The organism is Paractinoplanes maris, assembly GCF_023544465.1.
In the GTDB taxonomy this organism is placed as follows: Bacteria; Actinomycetota; Actinomycetes; order Mycobacteriales; family Micromonosporaceae; genus Actinoplanes; species Actinoplanes maris.
The window spans coordinates 154,117-175,949 of sequence record NZ_JALPVL010000012.1 but is presented as its reverse complement, the minus strand read 5'-3'; the positions used below and the strand labels follow the sequence as shown (position 1 = coordinate 175,949).

Sequence of the window (21,833 nt, the reverse complement as noted above, 5' to 3'; positions counted from 1 at the left end):
CGGTCCTCGGCGAGCGGCCTCATGATCGGCCGTAGGCCCGGAGCACGGTCTGGGTGACCGTGTTGCCGGCCCGGTCGGCGGCGGTCACCCGCAGCGACACGGTGCCCTGGCCGGCCGGCACGAGCACCGCCGAGCCGATGGCCGGGGCCGTCCGCCAGGTCCTGCCCTCGTCGGCCGAGGTCTCGACCTTCACCCGGCGAGCGCCCGGCACCGTGACGATCAGCGGATGCGGAAGTCGCGTGGCCCGGGCCGGTGCGTCGTACCCGACCTGGAGCAGCGGCAACGGGCCCGCCGGACCCGACTTGAAGGTCCACTCGGTGGCCGTCGAGGTGCCGTGGAGCCACTCGTCGCCGGTCCGGCTGGTCGTCATGGCCAGCTTGTAGGTCGCGGTCCCGGCCGGCACTGTCACGTCCTGCCAGCCGTCGGGCAGCGTGGCGATCTCGGTGCCGTCGCGGGACAGCGTGGCCGGAGCGGGATCGACGAGGTAGTGCCGGTCGGTGCTGTCCACGTACGAGGCCACTCGCAGCCTGAGCGTGTTGCCCTCACGGGTGCTCCGGTGACCGGCCGGGGTGGCCGGCCGCACGACCGGCTCGTACCAGGTGTCGGCCGAACTGCCGGCCCTCGGGTAGGAGACCGCGTCGTCGTGGATGCCGCCCTGCAGGCTCCCGCCCCTGTTTTTCCACGGGAACTCGTGGTGCACCTGGTGCTGCCACACGGTGTCCCCGGTCGACACCCACTCCTGGCGGACCGACGGGGTACGGACCTGGCGTGACGTGTCGTTCCAGGAGTACTCCTGGGCCGGGCGCCAGCCGAACCGCTGCTCGCGGATCCAGTCGAAGCCACCGTTGTCGGCGTAGCGGGTGGTGATCCGGTGCGTGTTGGCCGCGGTCACCTTGTGCACGATCTGGCTGGGCACCCGGTCCTTCGACACCTGGAAGACGTCGTACAGGTAGGGGCTGTCAGGAGTGAGCGTCAGGGCCATCGTCGCGCCCGGCTGGGCTGCCCGGGCGAGGATCCGCAGGCCGTCGTCGTGGGCCACGAGAGCGGTCGGGATGGGCATCCGGTCGCCGCTCGGGTCCCACGGCTGCCAGGCGCTGCGGTCGGCCGGCACCACGACCAGCGCCACCGCCGCCCCGGCCGCGGCGGCTGCCGCCGACGCCTCGTCCGGGTCGTCCGTCTCGATCACCACGGCTTTGCCCCGGACGTTGCCGCCGAGACCCTGGACCAGGCCGAACCGGCGGGTTCCGTCATAGGCCGGGGAGTAGACGCACAGGTTGATGTCGAGCTCCCCGGTCACCCCCGGGATGTCGGCCCGCACCAGCGGCGCGACCAGCTGCCAGCGCGACGAGAACTCGTAGCTGCCCCGGCGGAGCTTCGCGGTGGGCGTGACGTTGATCTTCTGCACGGAGCTGAAGCTCATGAAGCCGTTGATGATGCTCCGGCCGCCGCCGGTCACCCGCTGCACATAGATGCTCTGGACCGTCCGCTGCTCGGCCGGCTTCGGCGTCTCGATCCGGATCGGCTTGCCGGTGCGGGCGTCGAGCACCACGGTCAGGTCCCGGTCGACCTTGAGCTCGGGGATGGTGACCAGGGTGTCCTGCTCGTCGAGGGGCGCACCGTCGGAGATGAGCGCGTCGACCAGGTAGTCCCCCTCGCCGAGCTGGAACGTCTTCTCCTCGCCGGGGAACAGGAAGTTGAGGATGTCGTAGCGCGGCTGGTCGCCGAAGGCCTGGAGCGCGGGCACGGCCGTGGGCCGGCCGGCCCGGTCGACGGCCTTGAACGTCACCAGGTGGCGGGGTGCGTCGAGGGTGCCGCCGATCGCGGTGGTGACCTTCACGCCGGCCGGCCCGGTGGCGGTGAGCCACCCGCTGAACTGCCCCGGGTCGGACGCCGCGATATCGAAGGTCAGCGTCACGGCGGCGGAGCCCCCGGCCGGGACGGTGACGGTGGACGCGGACAGGCTGACCTCGGCCACGTTCGTGGTCAGGGCCAGCGTCACCGGCGCGGTTCCGGTGTTCGCATACGTCACGGTCCGCTGGACCTTGGCCGGGGTCTCGTCGATCGCGCGGAACCCGAAGTCGGCCACGCCGGTGCCGGAGACCGTCTGGGTGGTCGCCCGGGTCAGGTCGACCCGGCCGGCGCCCTGCGCGTAGACCGACGTGTCGGCCGTGGTCCTGGCCGTGCTGGTCAGCTCGTCCTTGATCCGCGCGCCGGTCCAGTCCGGGTGCTGCTGGGCGATGATCGCGGCCGCCCCGGCGACGTGCGGGGTGGCCATCGAGGTGCCGTTGGCCGCGGTGTAGAGCTCGTCCACCGGGTCACCCATCGAGGTGCCGGCGGCGCGGGCGGCGACGATGCCGACACCGGGCGCGGTGATCTCGGGCTTGAGCCCCTCGTCGCCGAAGCGCGGGCCGCGGCTGGAGAAGTCGGCGATCCGGTCGGTGCGGTCGACCGCGCCGACGGTGAGGGCCGAGGTGGCCGCGCCGGGCGTGCCCACCGAGTAGGCGGTGCCCTCGTTGCCCGCGGCCACCACGAACAGCGTGCCGGTCGCGGCGCTGAGCTCGTTCACCGCCTCGCTCATCGGGTCGGCGCCGTCGGTGGCCGACCCGCCGAGGCTCATGTTGACAACCTTGGCACCGGAGTCGGCTGCCCACTCCATCCCGGCGATGATGCCGGACTCGTAGCCGGAGCCGCTGTCGTCGAGCACCTTGCCGATCAGCAGCCGCGCGCCGGGCGCGACGCCCTTGCGGGTGCCGTTCGACCCGGCGCCCGAGCCGGCCACCGTGGCCGCCACGTGCGTGCCGTGTCCGAAGTGGTCGCTCGTGTCGGCGCTGTCGCTGAAGTCGCGCGCCTCGAGGATCCGGCCGGCCAGGTCGGGGTGGTTCTGGTCGGCGCCGGTGTCGAGCACCGCGACCTTGATCCCCGCGCCGTCCAGGCCCTGGGCCCACGCGTCGGGGGCGCCGATCTGCGCGGTGCTGCGGTCGAGGACCGGCTCGACCTTGCCGTCGAGCCAGATCCGATCGGTGGTCGCGGTCCGTCCACCACTGGCGGCGCCGGTTCGGGTACGCCAGAAGTCCGCGAGCGAGCTTTTGCCGGCCCGCACAGCGACGGCTCCGATGCTGGGCAGCTCGGTTCCCGCGGCGGCGCCCAGAGCCCGGGCCCCGGCCGGCGACTTCACGATCAGCGGGAGGGTCGGGCTGGCCGCGTCGCCGTAGCCCTCGGCGATCAGGTGCTGCACGTCGAACAACTCGGCGTCGACCCGGCCGGCGGCCAGCAGCGGCACGGCGTCGCTGGGGACGACGCGTACGCCGTCCTTGGTCTCGGTCGTCGAGAAGGAGATGCGCTCGCGGCCGGGTCCCGGCCGCACCGACGCCGCGACCCGGCCGTCGCCCGACGCGGTCAGCTGGACGACGTCGCCGGTGATGAGCGTGACAGCCTGCCCGGCCGGAGGGACGGCACGGGCCGGGGTGGCGGCGGCGGGCCCTGGGGGGAACGCGGCGACGCTGCCGGCTCCGATCAGGACGCCGGCCAGGACACCGGTGAGGCGCTTGTGTGGTGACAAGGCCAGCTCCTTAGCGTGGGGTTGACACGCATTTTGAAGTCAGCCGATGTCCGGCCGGGAGGTCTGCGCGCTGCCGCAGAGGCGACATGGCGCGATGTGGACAGCCGGTTGATGATTACCGTCAGGCCAGCGACAGGGCGATGACGCGCGCCTGCTCGAGGCTGGTGAAGCCCTCCAGCCGGTAGGTCACCTGGCCCTGTTCCCAGATCAGCGTGGGGGTCGCGAGCCGCGCGGTCGCGCTGCGCGGCACGCCGTCCCGGCCGATGTAGGTCAGCGTGTGCGGGGTGGGCAGCCAGATCGCCATGGCGCCGCCCAGGTCGACCCACTCGGCGTCCTGGGCCTGCTTGAAGAACGAGCCGGCCGAGCCGTCGAACTGGTCGAAGCGCACGCTGCCACCGCGGTAGAGCGCGCTGACCACCCGGGGCACGCCGTTGGCGTCGAGGTCGGCGATCTCGACGCGCTCGGGCGGGCCGAGGCCGGTCGGCATGCGGACCGGGAAAGGCGCTCGCTGCTCGGCCACCTCCAGGCTGACCGCGCCGGTCGAGGGCAACGGGCTGGGACTCGCTGTCGGCAGGGCCGCACTCTCCGAGCGCCGCACCTCGATGCCCGCCACCGCGAGCACCTGCGCGACCACGTCGATGACGGCGGCCCGGGCCGGCTCCACCGCGACCACGGTGACCGTGACCGCCGCGACGGCCGCCGCCAGCCAGACCCGCCACCGGCCGGTCCGGCGCGTCAGCCGCTCACGGACGGCCACCCGCTGGTCGGCCGCCTCGGGCACGGCGAGCCAGGTGTCCAGCTCGCGCAGCTCGGCGATGAGGTCGTCGTGGTGGTCAGGCACCGGGCACCTCCTCGGCCCGCAGGTGCTCGCGCAACCGGGCCAGCGCCCGCGAGGTCCGCGATTTCACCGTGCCCTTGGGCAGCCCCAGGGCCGACGCCGTCTCCTGCTCGCTGAGGTCGAGCAGGAAGCGGCAGACGAGCACGTCCTGATCACGCCGGTCGAGCAGCCGCAGCCGTTCGACCAGCTGCCGGCGACGGTCCCGGGCGAGCACGGTGTCGGCCGGGTCGGGGGCGTCGGGCAGCGGCTCGGACGCCGAGGCGGCTCGCAGGGCCAGGCCGTCGCGCCGGCGGCGGGAGCGGTGCAGGTTCCGCGTCTCGTTGGCCACGATCGCCAGCAGCCATGGGCGGAAGCCGGATTCGCCGCGGTAGCGCGACAACTGCCGGTACGCCTTCACCAGCGCCTCCTGCACCACGTCGTCGGCGTCGTCGCCCGCGCCGAGGAGCACGGCGGCCCGGTGCGCGGGCACGGTGTAGCGGGCGACCAGGACCTCGTACGCCCCCAGGTCGCCGCCCCGCGCCCGGCTCACCGCCGTCGCATCGTCGATTTCGGTGTCCGCTTCCCGCATCCGTCACTTTCGCTTTCGGCAACACTGCACTGACACCGCTCGCGGCGGAACGGTTCCCGGAACCTGATGCGCACTTGTGGTGTCACCAGGACATGACCACACGCCGCTCGTTCCTCGCGCTCTCCGGTGGCGTACTCGCCGCCTCCGCCCTGGCCGGCTGCCGCGAGCAGGCCGCCGCTGCGGTGCCGTCCGCGGTGCCCGACGTGCTGCTGGCGGACAGCGGCAACGGGATCGTCCGGATCCGCGGCACCGAGGTGCGCCCGCTCGGCCCGCGATCGGTGCTGAGCCGGAACGGCACCACCGCGTACGTCGTCGACGGCACCGGACTGCAGCGGATCGAGGCGGCGACCGGGGCACCCACCCACAGGCAGGACATCGGGGGTGGGTGGGCGCCCCGGGTGGTGGCCGAGTCGTCGGATCTGTGTGTCCTGACCGGATCGGCACCGGCCGAGCCCCCGGCCGGTCGCACCACGTCGCCGCTGCTGGTCGTCGGGCCCGATCGGCGGCAGAAGTTCACTCTGCCCGGCTGCGTCGAGCCGGACGCCTTCACGGCCGACGGCACCGGCCTGTTCGTGCTCGACTGGCTGCCCGCCGACCGGCCCGACCATTACCGCGTACGGCTTCTGGACCTCACCGACGGCAAGCTGTATCCGTTGCTCACCCGTGACAAGCGGCCCGTGCCCGAGGGCGCGGAGGAGCAGATGCGGGGCCGCGGGCGGCAAGCGGTCTATGCGGCCGATCGGCAGACGCTGTACACGCTCTACACCCATCAGCCCGAGCACCAGCACACCCGCAATCTGCTCGGCGGCACGCGCAGTCACGTGCATGCCTTCGTCCACGTGCTGCATCTGGCCGAGCGGTGGGCCTACTGCCTCGATCTGCCCGACCCGTTCGGGCACGGCCCGGCCGAGGGGCACGCGCTGGCCGTCGCCGGCGGGCAGCTCGCGGTGCTGGACACGGCGTCCGGCTCGATCGCCCGCACCGACGTCGAGACGCTGGCCGCCCCGGCGGTGACCCGGATCCCGGCCGGCCGGGGCGCCGCGAGCATCGGATTCGGACCGGACGGGCGGTTGTTCGCGGCCGACGGGGCCGAGGTGCATGTCCTCGATCGGAGTGCCGGGCAGCAGCTCGGCCGGTGGTCGTTGCCGACAGCCGCGCGCGGCCTGCGGCTCAGTGCGGACGGCACGCGGTTCTACGCCGGCGGCGAGAACGAGGTGGCCTGGCTGGACTCCACCTCGGGTGAGCTGCGCGGAAGGGCCCGGGTCGACGGGCTGGTCGCATTGCTTTTCGTCAGTTGACCGAAAGTTTCGGACCTGCGTCACACGCCAAAGGTGGCTTCACCTGCCGATAATTCGCCGGAAGTTAAAGGTTGACTCATCCGCGGGCGCGCTCCCAAGATGGATCCCAACGACGATCGTCGATCGCGCGGCGCCGGGTGGCTTCCACCGGTCACCCGTCGCCGCGCTCCCCCGACAACGACGAAGGTGAATCCCCGTGACCAGACGGATCCGTCCTCGATCCCTGTTCCTGACGACAGCGGCGGCGCTGCTGGCCGGCGCCGGCGCGATCGCCCTGGCCCCCGCCGCGGACGCGGCGAGCACGCTCGGCGCCTCGGCCCAGCAGAGCGGCCGCTACTTCGGCGTCGCACTCAGCGCCGGCAAGCTGAACGACGCCACCTACACCACGATCGCGAACCGCGAGTTCGACATGGTGACCGCCGAGAACGAGATGAAGCTCGATGCCACCGAGCCCAGCCAGGGCCAGTTCAACTACACCAACGGCGACCGCATCGCCCAGTGGGCGACCACCAACGGCAAGCGGTTGCGCGGTCACACGCTGGCCTGGCACTCGCAGCAGCCGGGCTGGATGCAGAGCATGAGCGGCACCGCGCTGCGCAACGCGATGCTCAACCACGTCACCCAGGTCGCCACCCACTACCGCGGCAAGGTCTACGCCTGGGACGTGGTCAACGAGGCGTTCTCCGACAACGGGGACGGCGCGCGCCGCGACTCCAACCTGCAGCGCACCGGCAACGACTGGATCGAGGCCGCCTTCCGGGCCGCGCGCACGGCCGATTCCGGGGCCAAGCTCTGCTACAACGACTACAACATCGACAATCCGAGCCACGCCAAGACGCAAGCCGTGCTGGCGATGGTGCGCGACTTCAAGTCACGCGGCGTGCCGATCGACTGCGTGGGCCTGCAGGCGCACTTCAACAGCGGCAACCCGGTGCCGTCGAACTTCCAGACGACGATCTCGAACTTCGCCGCCCTGGGCGTGGACGTGCAGATCACCGAGCTCGACATCCAGGGTTCCGGCTCGGACCAGGCCGGCAAATACCGTACGGTCGTGAACGCCTGCCTCGCGGTGGCGCGCTGCACCGGCATCACCGTCTGGGGTGTGCGCGACAGCGACTCGTGGCGTTCGGGTGACACCCCGCTGCTGTTCGACGGCTCGGGCAACAAGAAGGCGGCTTACACGTCCACTCTCGACGCACTCAACGCGGCCGGCCCCGGCAACCCGACCACTCCGCCGCCGGCCACCACCGCCCCGCCGGCCGCCGCCTGCCCCAACGGCTACGTCGGCCTGACCTATGACGACGGGCCCAACCCGAGCACCACCACCCAGCTGCTGAACGCGTTGCGCAGCAACGGATTGCGGGCCACGATGTTCAACACCGGGCAGAACGCGGCGGCCAACCCCGGCCTCGTCGCGGCCCAGGTGTCGGCCGGCATGTGGGTCGGCAACCACAGCTACACCCACCCGCACATGCTCACGCTGAGCCAGGCCGACATGTCCTCGGAGCTGTCGCGCACCCAGACCGCCATCCGCAACGGTGGCGGCGGCACCCCGACGATCTTCCGGCCCCCGTACGGGGAGACCAACGCGACCCTGCAGTCGGCCGCCTCGGCCCTCGGCCTGCGCACGGTGACCTGGGACGTCGACTCCCAGGACTGGAACGGCGCGAGCACCGCGCAGATCGTCCAGGCCGCCTCGACGCTGACCAACGGCCAGCTGATCCTGATGCACGACAACTACCAGACGACCATCTCGGCCGTCCCGCAGATCGCGGCCGGGCTGGCCCAGCGCGGGCTGTGCGCGGGCATGATCTCGGCGAGCACCGGCCGGGCGGTCGCGCCCGACGGCGGCTCGAACCCGACGACGCCGCCGGCCACCACTCCCCCGCCCACCGGCGGCGCCTGCACCACGACCTACACCGAGGGTCAGAAGTGGTCCGACCGCTTCAACGGCTCGGTGGCCGTGAGCGGCGCGACCAACTGGGTCGTGACCGTGACGCTGCGCTCGCCGCAGAAGGTGGTCGCCACCTGGAACGCCTCGGTGAGCTGGGACAGCACCGGTCTGGTGATGACCGCCCGGCCCAACGGCAGCGGCAACACGTTCGGCTTCACCATCCAGCACGGCGGCAACTGGACCTGGCCGTCGCTGGGCTGCCGCACCGCCTGACCCACCCCGGCGTGGGGGCGCGGGTGCGCCCCCACGCTGTGATCTTCGGAGTGGCGTCTGTCCTTTCGTGCCCGAGTGGGTAGATTGGACGCATGGCAACGAACTCACTCCGCGGCGCTCTGCTGCGGTCGTTGCCTGTCCTGCTCCTGCTGCTGACGTTGGGCCTGACCGCGCCGCAGACGACAACGCAGGTGCTCACCTCGGCGGGCGTGGTGCACAGCGCCCCCGCCGCGGATTCCACTGCCGACACTCCGGCCACCCAGCCGGCCCCGGCCGATTCCCGGACGACGACCCCGGTCGCCGACCACACCCGGGCTCTCACCGCGCAGCGCACCGCCGGGGTCTCCGGCTCCCGCGCCCCGCCGTTCCACTCCGCCTGATCACGCGCTGACGGCCCTCGCGGCCGGGCCCGTGGTCGTCGCTCGCGCCTTCGAGCGCGAACCCTCTGTGCTCCCGGCTCCCCGGCCCGCACAGAGCCGCACAGCCCGCGGCGGAGCGGACCCTCGCACCTCGGCGGCGCAGACCCTTCACAGCCTTCGTCAGCGCGGACCTCCGTGCTCTCGTCGGCGCACCAGCCGGACATCTTCGAGCGGACAGGACACCCTGGCGATGAACAACGTTGTGGCCGAAATGCTGCTGACCGACCCCGCCCCGGCCGCCATCTGGGCGACCCTGTGGATTCTCACCCTGCCCGCCATGCTGCTGCTGGCCAGCCCGCAGGCGATGCGCAACCCGTGGCAGACGCTGTGCGAGACCTTCTCGGTGCTGCGCGAGCGGGGCGAGAAGCGTCGCGAGACGGCGCTCGAGGCGCTGGCCGCCAACCAGTTCGCCGACGAGGTGCGGGTCGCCGCCGACCGGGCCGCGCTGGCCGCCGAGCGCTGGCAGGAGCGGTGGGAGACGGCCACCGACGAGGTCACCGAGGCCTGGCAGGCCTGGCTCGACGCCGACGCCCGGCTGCGCGGACGCCTGAGCGGGGCGGCCTTCGGCACGCCGTGGAGCGCGCAGACCCCGACCGAGTACGTGGCCCGCGAGCGCTTCCTGCACAAGGCCGTGCGCACCGCCGTCGGCCACGGCTGGCTGCCGGCCGCCGCGATCGCCGACGCCCTGGCCGGCCGGGCCGGCTGGGACGCCCGCCTGCACCCGCTGGAGCAGGAGCTGGTCGTCTTCCGGGCCGCCGCCGGCCACCTGCGCGACCGCTACGAGCGCGCGGTGGCCGCCGAGCAGGCCGCCGCCCACGACGCCGAGCTGGCCCGCCGCACCAGCGACAGCCTGCGCCAGGAGGCCTGGACGGCCGCCGCCCGCGCCGCCGAGCTGCGCCGGCACCTGCCGGCCGGCCTGACCGTCACCGTCGCGGCCGCCCGCCCCGCGGTGGCCCCCGCCTGGCGCTAGTCTGCGGCTCATGGCCACGCACTGGACCCTCGGCGGGGACGCCGCCGATCCGCACCGGCTGGCGGCCTTCTGGGCCGCGGCGCTGGGCTACCTCGCCGAGCCCGGCTACGACGACCCGGACGGTGCCTCCATCGTCGACCCCGACGGCCGGGGCCCGGCGATCAGTTTCCTCCGGGTGCCCGAGCCCAAGACCAGTAAGAACCGCTTCCACATCGACCTGCGCGTGGCCGGCGAGCCGCCGTGGGACATGGCCGCGCGCGAGGGCCTGATCCGGGCCAAGGTCGCCGAGCTGGTCCGGGCCGGCGCGACCGAGATCCGCGACCACCACTACGGCCCCGACCTCGGTCACGTCGTCCTGTTCGACCCGGAGGGCAACGAGTTCTGCGTGGCCTGATCAGGCCCGGGTGAGCTGACAGCCCGCCTGGCCGAGGTCGATCACGCGCGACGCCGTCAGACACGGAGGTCCGCATCCGGGTCATACTCACGGCGCCGCGGGCACCATCCAGTCGAGCACCGGGGTGCCCTGCAGGGTGACCAGCACGCACATGACCAGCAGCAGCGCCAGGCTCCAGCCGACCACCTTGCGAAAGATGTCGCCCTCCCGGCCGGCCATGCCCACGGCCGAGGCGGCGATCGCCAGGTTCTGCGGGCTGATCATCTTGCCCAGGACGCCGCCGGACGAGTTCGCCGCGGCCAGCAGCACCGGGTCGAGGCCGGCGTCGGCCGCGGTCTGCACCTGCAGCGCGCCGAACAGGGCGTTGGCCGAGGTGTCGGAGCCGGTCACGGCCACCCCGATCCAGCCCAGGATCGAGGACAGGAAGAGGAAGAAACCGCCGGCCTGGGCCAGGAACTCGCCCAGCGTGTTGGTCTGGCCGGACTGGTTGAGCACGTAGGCCAGCGCCAGCACGGCCATCACCGTGACGATCGCGTGCCGCAGTTCGACGTACGTCCGCCCGTAGGCCGCCAAGGCCGGCCGGGGTCCGACGCGCAGGAGCACCGCGGTGATCAGGCCGGCCAGGATCATCAGCGTGCCGGCCGCGGGCAGCCAGCCGAGCGTGAACGTGGTCGAGGCCAGCGGTTTGCCGGCCGCGCCCAGCACGTCCAGGCCGGGCCAGTGGAACGAGACGGTCCAGGGCGACTCGGCCAGCGCCGACTTGATCGGACCGAGATTGGCGATCGAGAAGATCACGATGATGATCAGATAGGGGGCGTAGGCGCGCATCACCTCGGCCCGGGTGTCCCGTTTCTGGGCCACGGCAACCGATCCGGACGACGGCGCAGGCTGCTCAGTGGACAGATCCGGCGACTCGGCCGGGCGCCAGGCGCGCAACAGAAGCATCACCGCGGCCGCCGCCAGCAACGCGGCGATGATGTCGGTCAACGGCACCGAGATGTAGTTGGACGCGGCGAACTGCGCCCCGGCGAAGACCACCCCGGCCACCAGCGCGACCGGCCACGTCTGGCGGACCCCACGCTTGCCGTCGATGACCGCGACCAGCACCAGCGGCACCACCACGGCCAGGATCGGCGTCTGCCGCCCGACCATGGCGCCCAGGGTGTCGGTGTTGAGCCGCGGGTCGTCGGCCGCGCCCGCGGTGACCGTGCCGAGCGTGGTGATCGGGGTGGCCAGCGCACCGAAGGCGACCGGGGCGGTGTTCGCGATCAGGGCCACCGTGGCCGCCTTGACCGGCCGGAAGCCGAGGGCCATCAGCATCACCACGGTGACGGCGACCGGCGTACCGAAACCGGCGAGAGCCTCGAGCAGCGCGCCGAAGCAGAAGGCGACGATCACGGCCTGGATCCGCATGTCCGGGCTGACCCGCTCCATCGAGCGGCGCAGCACGTCGAAGTGGCCGCTGACGACGGTCAGGTTGTAGACCCAGATCGCGTTGATGACGATCCACAGGATCGGGAAGAAGCCGAACGCCGCCCCCTCGGTGGCCGACAGCACCGCCTGCCCGACCGGCATCGCGTAGACCACGACCGCCACCACCAGGGCGACCAGCAGCGAGATCACACCGGCCAGCCACGCTCGCATCCGCAGTGCGCCGAGCAGGACGAACAACGTCAGCAGCGGCAGCACCGCGAAGATCGCCGAGACGGCCACCGAATCGCCGACCGGATCCGTCACGATCTGGAACTGATCAAACATGATCGCCATCCAGGATGATCGATGTTTGCACCGGGCTGTCATCGTCCCCCGTCCGGCCCGGCACCGCATCCCGGACGGAGCGGCCTCGAATGCGGAAAATGCCACTTCCGGGGCATTCCGCAGGTACGGTCGGAGAACCGGGTCAGGCGGGCGGGTGAGTTGACGATGAGCACCGGCTGGCACACCGAGACGACCGGCCGCAGCCTCCAGCACGAGCTGGAGGAGCAGGTCCGCGAGCTCGACGCGTTCGCGTACTCGATCTCGCACGACCTGCGGGCGCCGCTGCGCAGCATCGAGGGGTTCAGCCAGATCCTGCTCGAGGAGCATGCCGCGGGCCTCGACGACGAGGCCCAGCGCTACCTCGGGCGCATCCGGGCCAATGTCGAACGCATGACCGAGATGATGGACGCCCTGCTCGACCTGTCGCGCGCCGCGCGGTCGCAGCTGCGCCGGGAGCACACCGATCTGAGCGCCCTCGCCCGCGAGGTGGCGGCCGAGCTCAGCGCCACCGATCCCGGCCGCTCGGTGCGCTTCGGCATCGCCGACGGCCTGGACGCGCTGGGCGATCCGCACCTGATCCGGCTCGTCCTGCAGAACCTGCTGGGCAACGCGTTCAAGTTCACGGCCCAGCGGTCCGAGGCGGTGATCGAGCTGAGCGGCGAGCGGCAGGACGGCGTGGACGTGTTCTCGGTGCGCGACAACGGCGCCGGCTTCGAGGCACGGCACGCGAACCGCATGTTCGACCCGTTTCAGCGGCTGCACACGGCGGGCGAGTTCGAGGGCACCGGCGTCGGTCTGGCCATCGTGCGGCGCATCATCGCCCGGCACGGCGGTCAGGTCAGCGCCGCCGGTGAGCCCGGCCGGGGCGCCGTCGTCCGGTTCAGCCTGGCCCCCGGCGCGGCCGGATGGGAGCTGCGATGACGGCCGACGAGATCCGGGTGCTCGTCGTCGACGACAACGACGACGACGCCGTGCTGATCGGCCACTCGCTGGCCCGCACGGGCATGCCGGTGCGGGTCACCCGGGCCGAGACCACCGAGGAGGTCACGGCCGCTCTCGCCGAGCGCCCGGTCGACGTGGTGATCTGCGATTACAACCTTCCCGGCGTACGTGCCGAGGACGTGCTCACCCAGATCCGGCAGCACGACCCCGATCTGCCGTTCCTGCTCGTCTCGGGTCAGGTCGGCGAGGAGACCGCGGCCGACCTGATGCGGGCGGGCGCACGCGACTTCGTGCTCAAGGACCGCCTGACCCGGCTCGCCCCGGCCGTGCAGAGAGAGCTGCACGAGGCGGCCGAACGGCGCCGGCACCACCGCATCGAGCAGCAGCTGCGCCAGGCCGAGCGGCTCGACTCGCTGGGTCAGCTGGCCGGCGGCATCGCCCACGACTTCAACAACATCCTGGCCGTGATCGCCGGGTACGCCACGATGCTCACCGAGGAGCTGGGACCGGGCCACGAGCTGCACGCCGACGCGGTGGCCATCGAACAGGCGGCCGCCCGGGGCAGCGGACTGACCCGGCAGCTGCTCATCTTCAGCGGTCTCGAACCGTCCCGGCCCGAGCTGCTCGACCTGAACGTCGTCGCCACCGAGATGCAGCGCCTGCTGAGCCGCACGCTGGGCGAGGACATCGAACTGACGACCATGTTGTCACTGAACCTGCCGCGGATCACGATCGACCGCAGCAAGCTGGAGCAGGTCGTCCTGAACGCGGCGAACAACGCCCGGGCGGCGATGCCGTCGGGTGGCCGGCTGACCATCTCGACCGCGGCCGTGCGCGAGACCGGTCAGGTCTGTCTGTCCATCACGGACACCGGCTGTGGCATGCCGGCCGAGGTGGCCGCGCGGGCCTTCGAGCCGTTCTTCACCACCAAGGGCCGGGGCAAGGGCACCGGGCTGGGCCTGGCCACGGCGTACGGGGTGGTGACCGACGCGGGCGGCACGATCTCCCTCGACTCGAGCCCCGGCGACGGCACGACCCTGCGGATCAGCCTGCCCCCGGCCGAGGTCGCGGCACCCCAGTCGACGCTGGTGAAGCGACCGTCCGCCGGGTCGGGCCGGGTGCTGGTGGTGGAGGACGAGGACGGCGTACGGGACATCGTCTGCCGTATCCTGCGCCGGGCCGGCTACGAGGTGCACGCCGCGGCCGACCCGGCCGAGGCGCTGCGGATGGTCCACCAGGAGCGCCTGCACATGGACGTGCTGCTGACCGACGTCATCATGCCCGGCATGTCGGGCACCCAGCTGGCGGCCGAACTGCGCCGCACCAACCCGGCGCTGCCGGTGCTCTTCATGTCGGGCTACACGAGCGGTCCGGCTCCCGGCGGCCAGGAGCTACCGGCCGACGCGCCGTTGCTGCACAAGCCCTTCCAGACCGAGAACCTGCTCAGCGCCCTGCACGCCGTCCTGCCGTAGACCCGGGGTCAGCGCGGTGCCGGATGCTCATCCGGTGGCCGGCTGTCGTCCATCTGGCCTGCCTACCGTCGATCCCGTGCGGTTCGCCGAATTCCTGCTGCTCTTCTTCGGGCTCGTCGGGGTCTACATCGCGATCGACGTGCCCGGCGGGCCGATCCCGGTGCTGCTGGCCGCGGGCGTCCTGGTCGTCCTCTACCTGCGCCGGCAGCGTGTCAGCCTGGCTGGGCCGCGGGATTTCAGCGGCGTGCTCGGACTGTGGGCTCTCGTCTCGGTGCTGACGGTGGCCGCGATGGCCGTCTTCGACCGCGACAACCTCTTCGTGCTGCCGCGCGAGAATCCCGGGCTGTGGCTGGCGATCATCGTGTTCTATCCGCTGGTCTCGGTCTATCCGCAGGAGTTGCTCTACCGGGCGTTCCTGCTGCACCGGTACGAGGCGGTCTGGGGTACCGGTAAACGGGCGGCCGCCGCGAGCGCCGTCGCCTTCGGCTTCGCCCATCTGCTGTTCGGCAACGTCATCGCGGTCGTGAGCACCGTCATCGGCGGCTGGCTCTTCGCGCGGCGCTACCAGAGGACCGGATCGCTGCTGGTGGTGTCGGTGGAGCACGCGCTCTACGGGATCACGATTTTCACCGTGGGGCTGGGGCAGTACTTCTATCACGGTGCCTGAGGGACCGGCCGGGGCTCCCCAACCCCGGCCGGCCGATCTCCGGGCTACTGGCCGATCGTGGCCTGCGGTCCCGCATACGTCCGGAGGAGGCCCGGCACCTCGGCGGCCGGATCCAAGGCGTACGAGTAGAAGCTGCTCGGCGTGAAAGCGGAGCCGTTGGTCTGCTGCTTGCCCGAGCTGTTCACGACGATGCTGCCGCTCTGCTTGAGCTGAGCGGCCGACGTGTCGTTGTAGTAGGGGTTCTGCACGTTGTCGAAGTAGCTGTTCTCGAGCACCAGCTTGGTGCCGCCGCGCGCGAGGTTGCCGTAGGACGTGATGTTCTGCAGATAGTTGTTGTAGAGGTGGGCGTACGCGACGTTGTCGACGCTGGGGTTGCGCTGATTGGTGTCGTGGAGCCAGTTGTGGTGGATCGTCATCCGCGCGGTCACGTTGTCGGTCCAGCCGATGCCGAACGACTTGTTGTTGCCGGTCAGCACGTTCCACGACACGGTGAGGTAGGTCGTGTCCTTGCGGCTGTCGATCGAGCCGTCGTTCATCCGGGTGATGGTGTTGTGGTCGATCCAGATGTGGTCGGCCGTGTCCATCTGGATGCCGTCGTAGTCGTAGACCTTGTCGTCCGGGTCGTCGTCGGGCATCGCGGTGTCCCGGATCGTCAGGTTCCGGATGATGACGTTGCGCACGCCCGGGCCCAGGAAGAAACCGCCGCCGACGAGGTGGCCGCCGGTGCCGGCGCCCACGATCGTCTTGTTCGATGTCACCTTGAGCTCGGTGCCTTTGGGCGTCACGGTGATCGCGCCGTTGACCCGGATCACGTACGGCTCGGTCGCGGTGACGTACTTCTGCAGATCGGCCGGCGTGCTGACGGTGACCGTCATACCGGCCGCGCCACCGGTCGTGCCGCCCCCGGTCGCGGCGAATCCGTCCGGTGTGGACGGCCACGTCCGGCCGCCGCTGCTCGTGGCCGGCTCGAAGGCCCACTGCTTGTTGGAGTTGGCGGTGCAGGCCTCCTGGATGATGGCGGCGCCGGACGCGGTGGACGCGCCCTGGTCGCTGACGCAGAGGCCGTTGCCGACGTTGACGATCTGGAAAGTGTTCGTGCCGCTCGCGACCAGACGCCATTGCTGGTTGGTCTGCCCGCTCGCGCAACCCCACTGCTGGAGCTGCACACCAGCGGTGGCCGACGAGCCGGGTACGTCGATGCAGCGGCCGCTGCTGACGTTCTGCACGAGATAGTGGGATCCGGTGGCCACCAGCTTGAACTGCTGCCAGGCGGCGCCGGTGGTGCAGCCCCACTGCTGGAGCAGCGCGCCGTTGGCACTGCTGGCCCCGGGCACGTCGAGGCATTTACCGCTCTTGGCCACCTTGAGCTGATAGGCGACGCCGGTGACGGGCGCGGCGGCCGCCTCGGACGGCAGCATCGAGATGCCGACGATCGTGGCCGGCACGACGACGGCCAGTGCGGCGGTGATCCATTTCTTCATGGGGTTCCCTCTCAACCGACCGGGTTCCAGCCGTCGCTGCCGGCCAGGTATCGCTGCGGGGTATAGGTTGCGGCCTGGGCGTCGCTGAGCTGAGGCCGGTTGCTGTTGGTGCCGGCGCCCGAGCCGGTGTTCTGGTATTCGAGGAAGCGGGCGGTCTTCCACGAGTTGCCGGACATGTCGGTCCACGGCTGGGCGGTCTTGATCGTGGCGCTGAGGTTCGACTCGCGATACAGCACCTGGGCGTCCGGGCGCCACGGCCGGCCCAGCTGCGTCACGTTGCCGGCCGCGCCGGTGATCGTGCATTGATGGAAGAGCAGGCCATAGGTCTTGGCCGCATCCGTGCTGGCCGCCGTGATCGGGCCGCCGCTGGTGCGCTTCTCGTGGATCGTGCTGCCGTGGAAGACGGTGGTCGCCCCGCCGAAGATGAAGTCGACCGTGCCCTCGACGTACGAGTTCCGGACGTACGACCGGTTGGCGTTGACCAGCAACGTGTCCTGGTTGCCGAGGAACCGGACGTTGGTGAACACGGACCGGTCGGCGTTCAGGTTGACGGCGACGGCCTGGCTGCCCTCGCCGTAGTCGTTGGAGAACGTCAGGTTGGTCGCGGCGAAGTCGTGCCCGTCGAGGAAGGCGGTGGCGCTGCCCGACGTGCCGTAGCCCCCGGCGCTGCTGTGGTTGTTGACGATCACGGTCTGGCCGGCCGCCGTTCCCAGGCCCTGCAGACTCACGTACGGCTTGGTGGACGGCACCGTGACGATCTCGCGATAGGTGCCGGGCTTGATCGTGATGACCCGCCGGGTGGTATTGCCGGCCGGGACAGCGTCGACCGCCGCCTGCACCGTCGAATACTGACCGGTGCCGTCCTTGGCCACGGTCGCCGTCGCGCTGGACCCGATCGGCATGAAGGCCCACTGCTTGTTGGAGTTGGCGGTGCAGGTCTCCTGGATGATCGCGGCGCCGGACACCGTGGACGCGTCCTTGTCGCTGACGCACAACCCGCTGCCGACGTTGATGATCTGGAACGTGTCGGTGCCACTCGCGGCCAGACGCCATTGCTGGTTGGTCTGCGCGCTCGCGCAGCTCCACTGCTGCAGTTGCAGGCCGCTGGTGCCCGCTCCACCGGGTACGTCGACGCACTTGCCGCTGCTGACGTTCTGCAGCAGGTAGCCGGAGCCGGTCGCGACCAGCTTGAACTGCTGCCAGCCGGCGTCGGTGGTGCAGCCCCACTGCTGGAGCAGGGCACCGTTGGCGCCGGCGGCGCCGGGTACGTCGATGCACTGGCCGCTCTTGGCGACCTTGAGCTGATAGGTGCCACCGGCCGCGGGCAGGGTCGCCGCGGCCGACGGGAGAGTGGACACGACGATCGCGGCGGTGGGGACGGCGATCGCCAGGGCGGCGACGAGGAGGCGCCTGGTGAGGGGTGATCGGGACAACCTCGTATCCTCTCGCATTGTGGGAGCGCTCCCGTTTGGTCACGCTGCGCTGTCGCCACCGCGGGGAATCGGCGGCACCCTGGTAGATGCGTTGCCGGCCGAGTGACAACAGAAATCCTCAAGATTTCTTCGCTTTACAGCTGGCGTGGGCCGTGCCACCATCGCTCGCGCTCTGTTCCGTCGATGATTGTCGATGCATTCGGAAAGGCGAACAGTGACCCAGAGTCAGATCGCTCCGGATGCTGCCCGGCTGGTGCGGCTGGCCCAGGCCGGTGACGTCGCGGCCCGCGACGAGCTCATCGCCGAACACCTCCCCCTGATCTACAACGTCGTCGGGCGGGCGCTCGACGGGCATCCCGACGTCGACGATCTGGTGCAGGAGACGATGCTCCGGGCGGTCCGCGGCCTCGGCGCCCTGCGTGAGCCTGATCGTTTCCGGTCGTGGTTGGTGGCCATCGCGTACCGGCAGATCCAGCTGCACCTGCGCGCGCGCCGCACGGCCCGGGTGCGGCCGATGCCCGCGACCGCCGACCTGCCCGACCCGGACGGCGACTTCGCCGAGCGCACCACGGCCGAGCTGGTGGTGGCCGACCAGCGGCGCGAACTGCTCGAGGCGACGCGGTGGCTGGACGCCGCGGACCGGCGCCTGCTCGGGTTGTGGTGGCAGGAGGCGGCGGGCGGGCTCACGCGTACGGAATTGGCCGCGGCCCTGGACGTGCCGCCGAAGCACGCGGCGGTGCGTGTGCAGCGGATGAAGGCTCAGCTCGACGCGGCCCGCGGGGTCGTGCGTGCTTTGCGGGCGCGGCCGCGGTGCCCGGCGCTGATGAGTCAGGTGAAGCGGTGGAACGGGGTGGCCGATCCGCTGTGGCGCAAACGGTTGGCGCGACACGTGCGCGACTGTCCTCAGTGCACGGTGACGCAGCACGGACTCGTCGCGCCCGAGGAGCTGCTGCTGGGCATCGCGGCACTGCCGGTGCCGGCGGCACTGGCGGCCGGGGTGATCACCGAACTGCCGGCGGCCGGATCGGCGTTGTCCCCCAAGCTGCTGGCGGTGGCGGCGGTCGCTTCGGTCGCGGTGAGCGGCGGATTCGTGTACGCGGTGCACTACTCCCCGGCGCCCGCGGAGATCGCGGTCGGGCCACCGGCTGTGGTGCGGCCGTCCGCGCCCGGCGTTGTGGCGCGCAGCCGCGCGGCGGTGGCTGTGCCCGCCGCGTCGCCGACCTCACGGGTGACCGTGGTGGGGCTGGGTGTGCAGCGGGCGGACATCTACGTGGCTCCGTCCGGGTCGGATCAGGGCGACGGGTCGATCGGCCGTCCATTCGCCACCGTGGACAAGGCCGCTGAAGTTGTCCGCCCCGGGCAGACGATCGCGTTGCGCGGCGGCACGTACACCGTCAGCTCGGAGATATCCCTTTCGGTCAACGGCACCGCAGCCCGGCCGATCGTGCTCAGCAACTACCGCGATGAACGTCCGGTGCTCGACGCGGCCACCCTGCCACCGACCGACTGGGCGATCGAACAGTCGACGGCCTTCTGGACCGTGCAGGGTCTGGAGATCAGGAACGCTCCCTCGCACGCCCTGGTGTGCTCGGCCTGCCGGGACACCGTCTTTCAGCGCCTTACCCTGCGCGGCAACACGCGCGCCGGGATGATGCTGCGCGACCCCGGCACAACCCGGAACAGCGTGCTGGACAGCGACTTCATCGGCTCCGAGGGCATCGGGCTGGGCCTGCAGTTCGGCTCGGGCGCGGGCAACGTGGTGCGCGGGAACCGCTTCTCCGGCAACCGGGCCTCCGGTCTGGACCTGAAGTTCGACAGCCCGGTGACCGTCGAGGGCAACTGGTCCTACGACAACGGCGGCAACGGGTTCGTCCTCACCGGCGCGCCCGCTTCCCACCGGCTGCGGCAGAACGCGGCCTGGGACAACGGGGGTCACGGGTTCACCGACGACGGCGGGGAGACCTCCGGACTCCTGCTGGCCAACAACACGGCGTTCCGCAACCGGGGGTCGGGTTTCGCCCTGCCCGGCGGTCGGCCGACGCTGCGGGCCAACGTCGCCGTGGGCAACGCCGGCGGGCCGGCCGGCCTGGGGTCGGGCTCTTCCGGCCTGGGGTCGGGCTCTTCCGGCCTGGGGTCGGGCTCTTCCGGCCTGGGGTCGGGCTCTTCATCGGCCGTGCGGGGCAACAGCTGGCAGCAGTCCGGGTGGTCGGCCGACCGCTTCCGATCCACGTCCCCGTCCGTGGCCGAAGGCCCTCGAACCGCCGCCGGCCGTCTTCCCCGCACCGACTTCCTTGTTCCGCGAGCCGGCTAGCTTCTCTTCTGTTCGCCTTTTCCGACAGTTCGTCGTAATCTTTGCGACAGACCGTCGTGAAGTGAGGGAGAAAAGTAGTGGCTGAGCACGTTCAGAAGCTGGTCGTCGTCACCGGGGCATCCACCGGCATGGGTGCGTCCACCGCCCGCGAGCTGGCCCGTCAGGGATTCCACGTCCTGGCCGGGGTGCGGCGGGACCGTGACGCCGAGGCCCTCCGGTCGGCCGGCATCGAACCGGTCATCCTCGACATCACCGAGCCCGGCCAGGTGGAGGCGGTCGCGGCCCGCGTCGCCGACGACCCGCGCCCCTTGCACGCGCTGGTCAACAACGCCGGCATCCAGGTCAACGCCCCCGTCGAAGCCCTGCCGATGGCGGAATGGCGCCGGGTGTTCGAGGTCAACCTGTTCGGCCACATCGCCCTGACCCAGGCACTCCTGCCGGCCCTGCTCCGGAGCCGCGGACGCGTGATCAACATCAGCTCGATCGGCGGCCGGACCGCGATGCCGACCTATGGCGCGTACGCCGGCGCGAAGTTCGCCCTCGAAGCGGTCAGCGACGCCCTCCGCCGCGAGGTCGAGCCGTTCGGCGTACGGGTCGTCGTGCTCGAGCCGGGCGGCGTCCGCACCGAGATGGCCACCCGCGGCATCGCCACGGCCAACGACCTGGCCACCCGGATGACCCCCGAACAGCACCAGCGCTACGGCGGTCTGGTCCAGGCGATCAACTCGCTGATGGCCTCGGGTACCGCCTCGGGTCTGACCGCGGATGCCGCCGCCCGCGCGATCGCCAAGGCCGTGACGACCCCTCGACCACGTACCCGCTACGCCGTCGGGCGGGATGCCGCCCTGATCATCCGCCTGAGCCGCATCCTGTCCGACCGCACACTCGACCGCGTCATAGCGACCAACTTGCGCCGCCACTACCCAAAGCCCGCCTAGCACTCACACGACTACCGACAGCCACCCCACCGCCCACCCACACGCGCGGGCGGCGGCCACCCGACACACCGGGCCGGGGCCGCCCGCTCACGAGTCCGCGGCCCTATCCGAGTCCCCGGCCCTTATCCGTCCGGTTCCCAGTCCACCAATCCCAGTCCACCCAATCCCAGCCCGCTCGATCGCAGCCCGCCCGGTCCCGAGGCCCCCCGATCCCAGCCCGCCCGATTCCAGAGCCCCCGATCCCAGAGCCCCCGACCCCAGGCGCCCCGGATCCCAGACCGCCTGATCCAGACCGCCCGGTTGCCAGGTCCACCGATCCCAGTCCGCCCAATTTCCAGGTCCACCGGTTCCCAGGTCCACCGGTTCCCAGGTCCACCGATCCCAGGCCCCCCGATCCCAGCCCGCCCGGTTCCCAGGTCCACCGGTTTCCAGGTCCACCGATCCCAGGCCCCCTGATCCCAGACCGCCCGGTTCCGAGTCCGGCCTGTTCCGAGTCCCTCGCGGCCTTCCGGCCGGCCGCCGCGTGTAGTTGGAAGGGTGCGGCATGGGCGCCACCGCCGAGGCCGACTTGGCTCTGCGTGGCTGCCGTAATTGGTGAGCCTGCGATGCTCGGGACAA

General features: G+C 71.5%; 16 protein-coding genes. 10 read left to right on the top strand and 6 right to left on the bottom strand.

Annotation, left to right across the window (positions count from 1 at the left end):
• Positions 1-19 precede the first annotated feature (19 nt).
• The 3 genes from NAG42_RS32130 to NAG42_RS32120 form a co-directional block, all read right to left on the bottom strand.
• Complete coding sequence (locus tag NAG42_RS32130; RefSeq protein WP_250035681.1) at positions 20-3,559, bottom strand: S8 family serine peptidase; 3,540 nt, start codon at positions 3,557-3,559, stop codon at positions 20-22.
• Between the two features lie 121 nt (positions 3,560-3,680).
• Positions 3,681-4,400: a hypothetical protein gene (locus tag NAG42_RS32125; protein WP_250035680.1), complete on the bottom strand. Its 720-nt coding sequence runs from the start codon at positions 4,398-4,400 to the stop codon at positions 3,681-3,683.
• Positions 4,393-4,965 carry an RNA polymerase sigma factor gene (locus tag NAG42_RS32120; protein WP_250035679.1) on the bottom strand — a complete coding sequence of 191 codons (573 nt, stop codon included), beginning with the start codon at positions 4,963-4,965 and terminating at the stop codon, positions 4,393-4,395. Before NAG42_RS32120 ends, NAG42_RS32125 begins: the two co-directional genes overlap by 8 nt.
• Before the next feature lie 92 nt (positions 4,966-5,057).
• On the opposite strand from NAG42_RS32120, the gene NAG42_RS32115 reads away from it, so the two are divergent.
• The 5 genes from NAG42_RS32115 to NAG42_RS32095 all read left to right on the top strand — a co-directional run bounded on the left by NAG42_RS32115 (position 5,058) and on the right by NAG42_RS32095 (position 10,213).
• The gene (locus tag NAG42_RS32115) at positions 5,058-6,263 is read left to right on the top strand and encodes a YncE family protein (RefSeq protein WP_250035678.1); all 1,206 of its coding nucleotides are present in this window, start codon (positions 5,058-5,060) and stop codon (positions 6,261-6,263) included.
• A 196-nt stretch (positions 6,264-6,459) separates the two neighbouring features.
• Entirely contained in the window at positions 6,460-8,430 is a 1,971-nt protein-coding gene (locus NAG42_RS45145) for an endo-1,4-beta-xylanase (protein ID WP_308201215.1), read from the top strand.
• 92 nt (positions 8,431-8,522) lie between these two features.
• Positions 8,523-8,810: a hypothetical protein gene (locus NAG42_RS32105; protein WP_250035676.1), complete on the top strand. Its 288-nt coding sequence runs from the start codon at positions 8,523-8,525 to the stop codon at positions 8,808-8,810.
• A 229-nt stretch (positions 8,811-9,039) separates the two neighbouring features.
• A complete protein-coding gene (locus NAG42_RS32100) occupies positions 9,040-9,819 on the top strand; it encodes a hypothetical protein (protein WP_250035675.1) in 780 nt (259 codons plus the stop codon).
• Positions 9,820-9,829: 10 nt separating this feature from the next.
• Entirely contained in the window at positions 9,830-10,213 is a 384-nt protein-coding gene (locus NAG42_RS32095; RefSeq protein WP_250035674.1) for a VOC family protein, read from the top strand.
• 87 nt (positions 10,214-10,300) lie between these two features.
• Here the strand turns inward: NAG42_RS32095 and NAG42_RS32090 are convergent, their stop codons facing one another.
• The gene (locus NAG42_RS32090; RefSeq protein WP_250035673.1) at positions 10,301-11,980 is read right to left on the bottom strand and encodes an L-lactate permease; all 1,680 of its coding nucleotides are present in this window, start codon (positions 11,978-11,980) and stop codon (positions 10,301-10,303) included.
• Between the two features lie 156 nt (positions 11,981-12,136).
• Here NAG42_RS32090 and NAG42_RS32085 point away from each other — a divergent pair, with 156 nt between their 5' ends.
• The 3 genes from NAG42_RS32085 (at position 12,137) to NAG42_RS32075 (ending at position 15,052) form a co-directional block, all read left to right on the top strand.
• Positions 12,137-12,892, top strand: coding sequence for a sensor histidine kinase (locus NAG42_RS32085; RefSeq protein WP_250035672.1), 756 nt, complete (start codon positions 12,137-12,139; stop codon positions 12,890-12,892).
• Complete coding sequence (locus NAG42_RS32080) at positions 12,889-14,385, top strand: hybrid sensor histidine kinase/response regulator (protein ID WP_250035671.1); 1,497 nt, start codon at positions 12,889-12,891, stop codon at positions 14,383-14,385. The genes NAG42_RS32085 and NAG42_RS32080 overlap by 4 nt, the downstream gene beginning before the upstream one ends.
• 76 nt (positions 14,386-14,461) lie before the next feature.
• Positions 14,462-15,052 carry a CPBP family glutamic-type intramembrane protease gene (locus NAG42_RS32075; protein WP_250035670.1) on the top strand — a complete coding sequence of 197 codons (591 nt, stop codon included), beginning with the start codon at positions 14,462-14,464 and terminating at the stop codon, positions 15,050-15,052.
• Between the two features lie 44 nt (positions 15,053-15,096).
• Here NAG42_RS32075 and NAG42_RS32070 read toward each other — a convergent pair whose 3' ends face one another.
• Entirely contained in the window at positions 15,097-16,533 is a 1,437-nt protein-coding gene (locus tag NAG42_RS32070) for an RICIN domain-containing protein (RefSeq protein WP_250035669.1), read from the bottom strand.
• A gap of 11 nt (positions 16,534-16,544) precedes the next feature.
• Entirely contained in the window at positions 16,545-17,966 is a 1,422-nt protein-coding gene (locus tag NAG42_RS32065) for a pectinesterase family protein (RefSeq protein WP_250035668.1), read from the bottom strand.
• 214 nt (positions 17,967-18,180) lie between these two features.
• On the opposite strand from NAG42_RS32065, the gene NAG42_RS32060 reads away from it, so the two are divergent.
• Both NAG42_RS32060 and NAG42_RS32055 read left to right on the top strand, forming a co-directional pair.
• A complete protein-coding gene (locus NAG42_RS32060) occupies positions 18,181-20,277 on the top strand; it encodes a sigma-70 family RNA polymerase sigma factor (protein WP_250035667.1) in 2,097 nt (698 codons plus the stop codon).
• Between the two features lie 77 nt (positions 20,278-20,354).
• Positions 20,355-21,215: an SDR family oxidoreductase gene (locus NAG42_RS32055; protein WP_250035666.1), complete on the top strand. Its 861-nt coding sequence runs from the start codon at positions 20,355-20,357 to the stop codon at positions 21,213-21,215.
• The last annotated feature ends 618 nt before the right edge of the window (positions 21,216-21,833 follow it).

Excerpts from the sequence above, each read along its gene's own strand:
- NAG42_RS32120 (WP_250035679.1), bottom strand. The coding sequence starts at position 4,965 with ATGCGGGAAGCGGACACCGAAATCGACGATGCGACGGCGGTGAGCCGG.
- NAG42_RS32115 (WP_250035678.1), top strand. The coding sequence starts at position 5,058 with ATGACCACACGCCGCTCGTTCCTCGCGCTCTCCGGTGGCGTACTCGCC.
- NAG42_RS32105 (WP_250035676.1), top strand. The coding sequence starts at position 8,523 with ATGGCAACGAACTCACTCCGCGGCGCTCTGCTGCGGTCGTTGCCTGTC.
- NAG42_RS32100 (WP_250035675.1), top strand. The coding sequence starts at position 9,040 with ATGAACAACGTTGTGGCCGAAATGCTGCTGACCGACCCCGCCCCGGCC.
- NAG42_RS32095 (WP_250035674.1), top strand. The coding sequence starts at position 9,830 with ATGGCCACGCACTGGACCCTCGGCGGGGACGCCGCCGATCCGCACCGG.
- NAG42_RS32090 (WP_250035673.1), bottom strand. The coding sequence starts at position 11,980 with ATGGCGATCATGTTTGATCAGTTCCAGATCGTGACGGATCCGGTCGGC.
- NAG42_RS32085 (WP_250035672.1), top strand. The coding sequence starts at position 12,137 with ATGAGCACCGGCTGGCACACCGAGACGACCGGCCGCAGCCTCCAGCAC.
- NAG42_RS32080 (WP_250035671.1), top strand. The coding sequence starts at position 12,889 with ATGACGGCCGACGAGATCCGGGTGCTCGTCGTCGACGACAACGACGAC.
- NAG42_RS32070 (WP_250035669.1), bottom strand. The coding sequence starts at position 16,533 with ATGAAGAAATGGATCACCGCCGCACTGGCCGTCGTCGTGCCGGCCACG.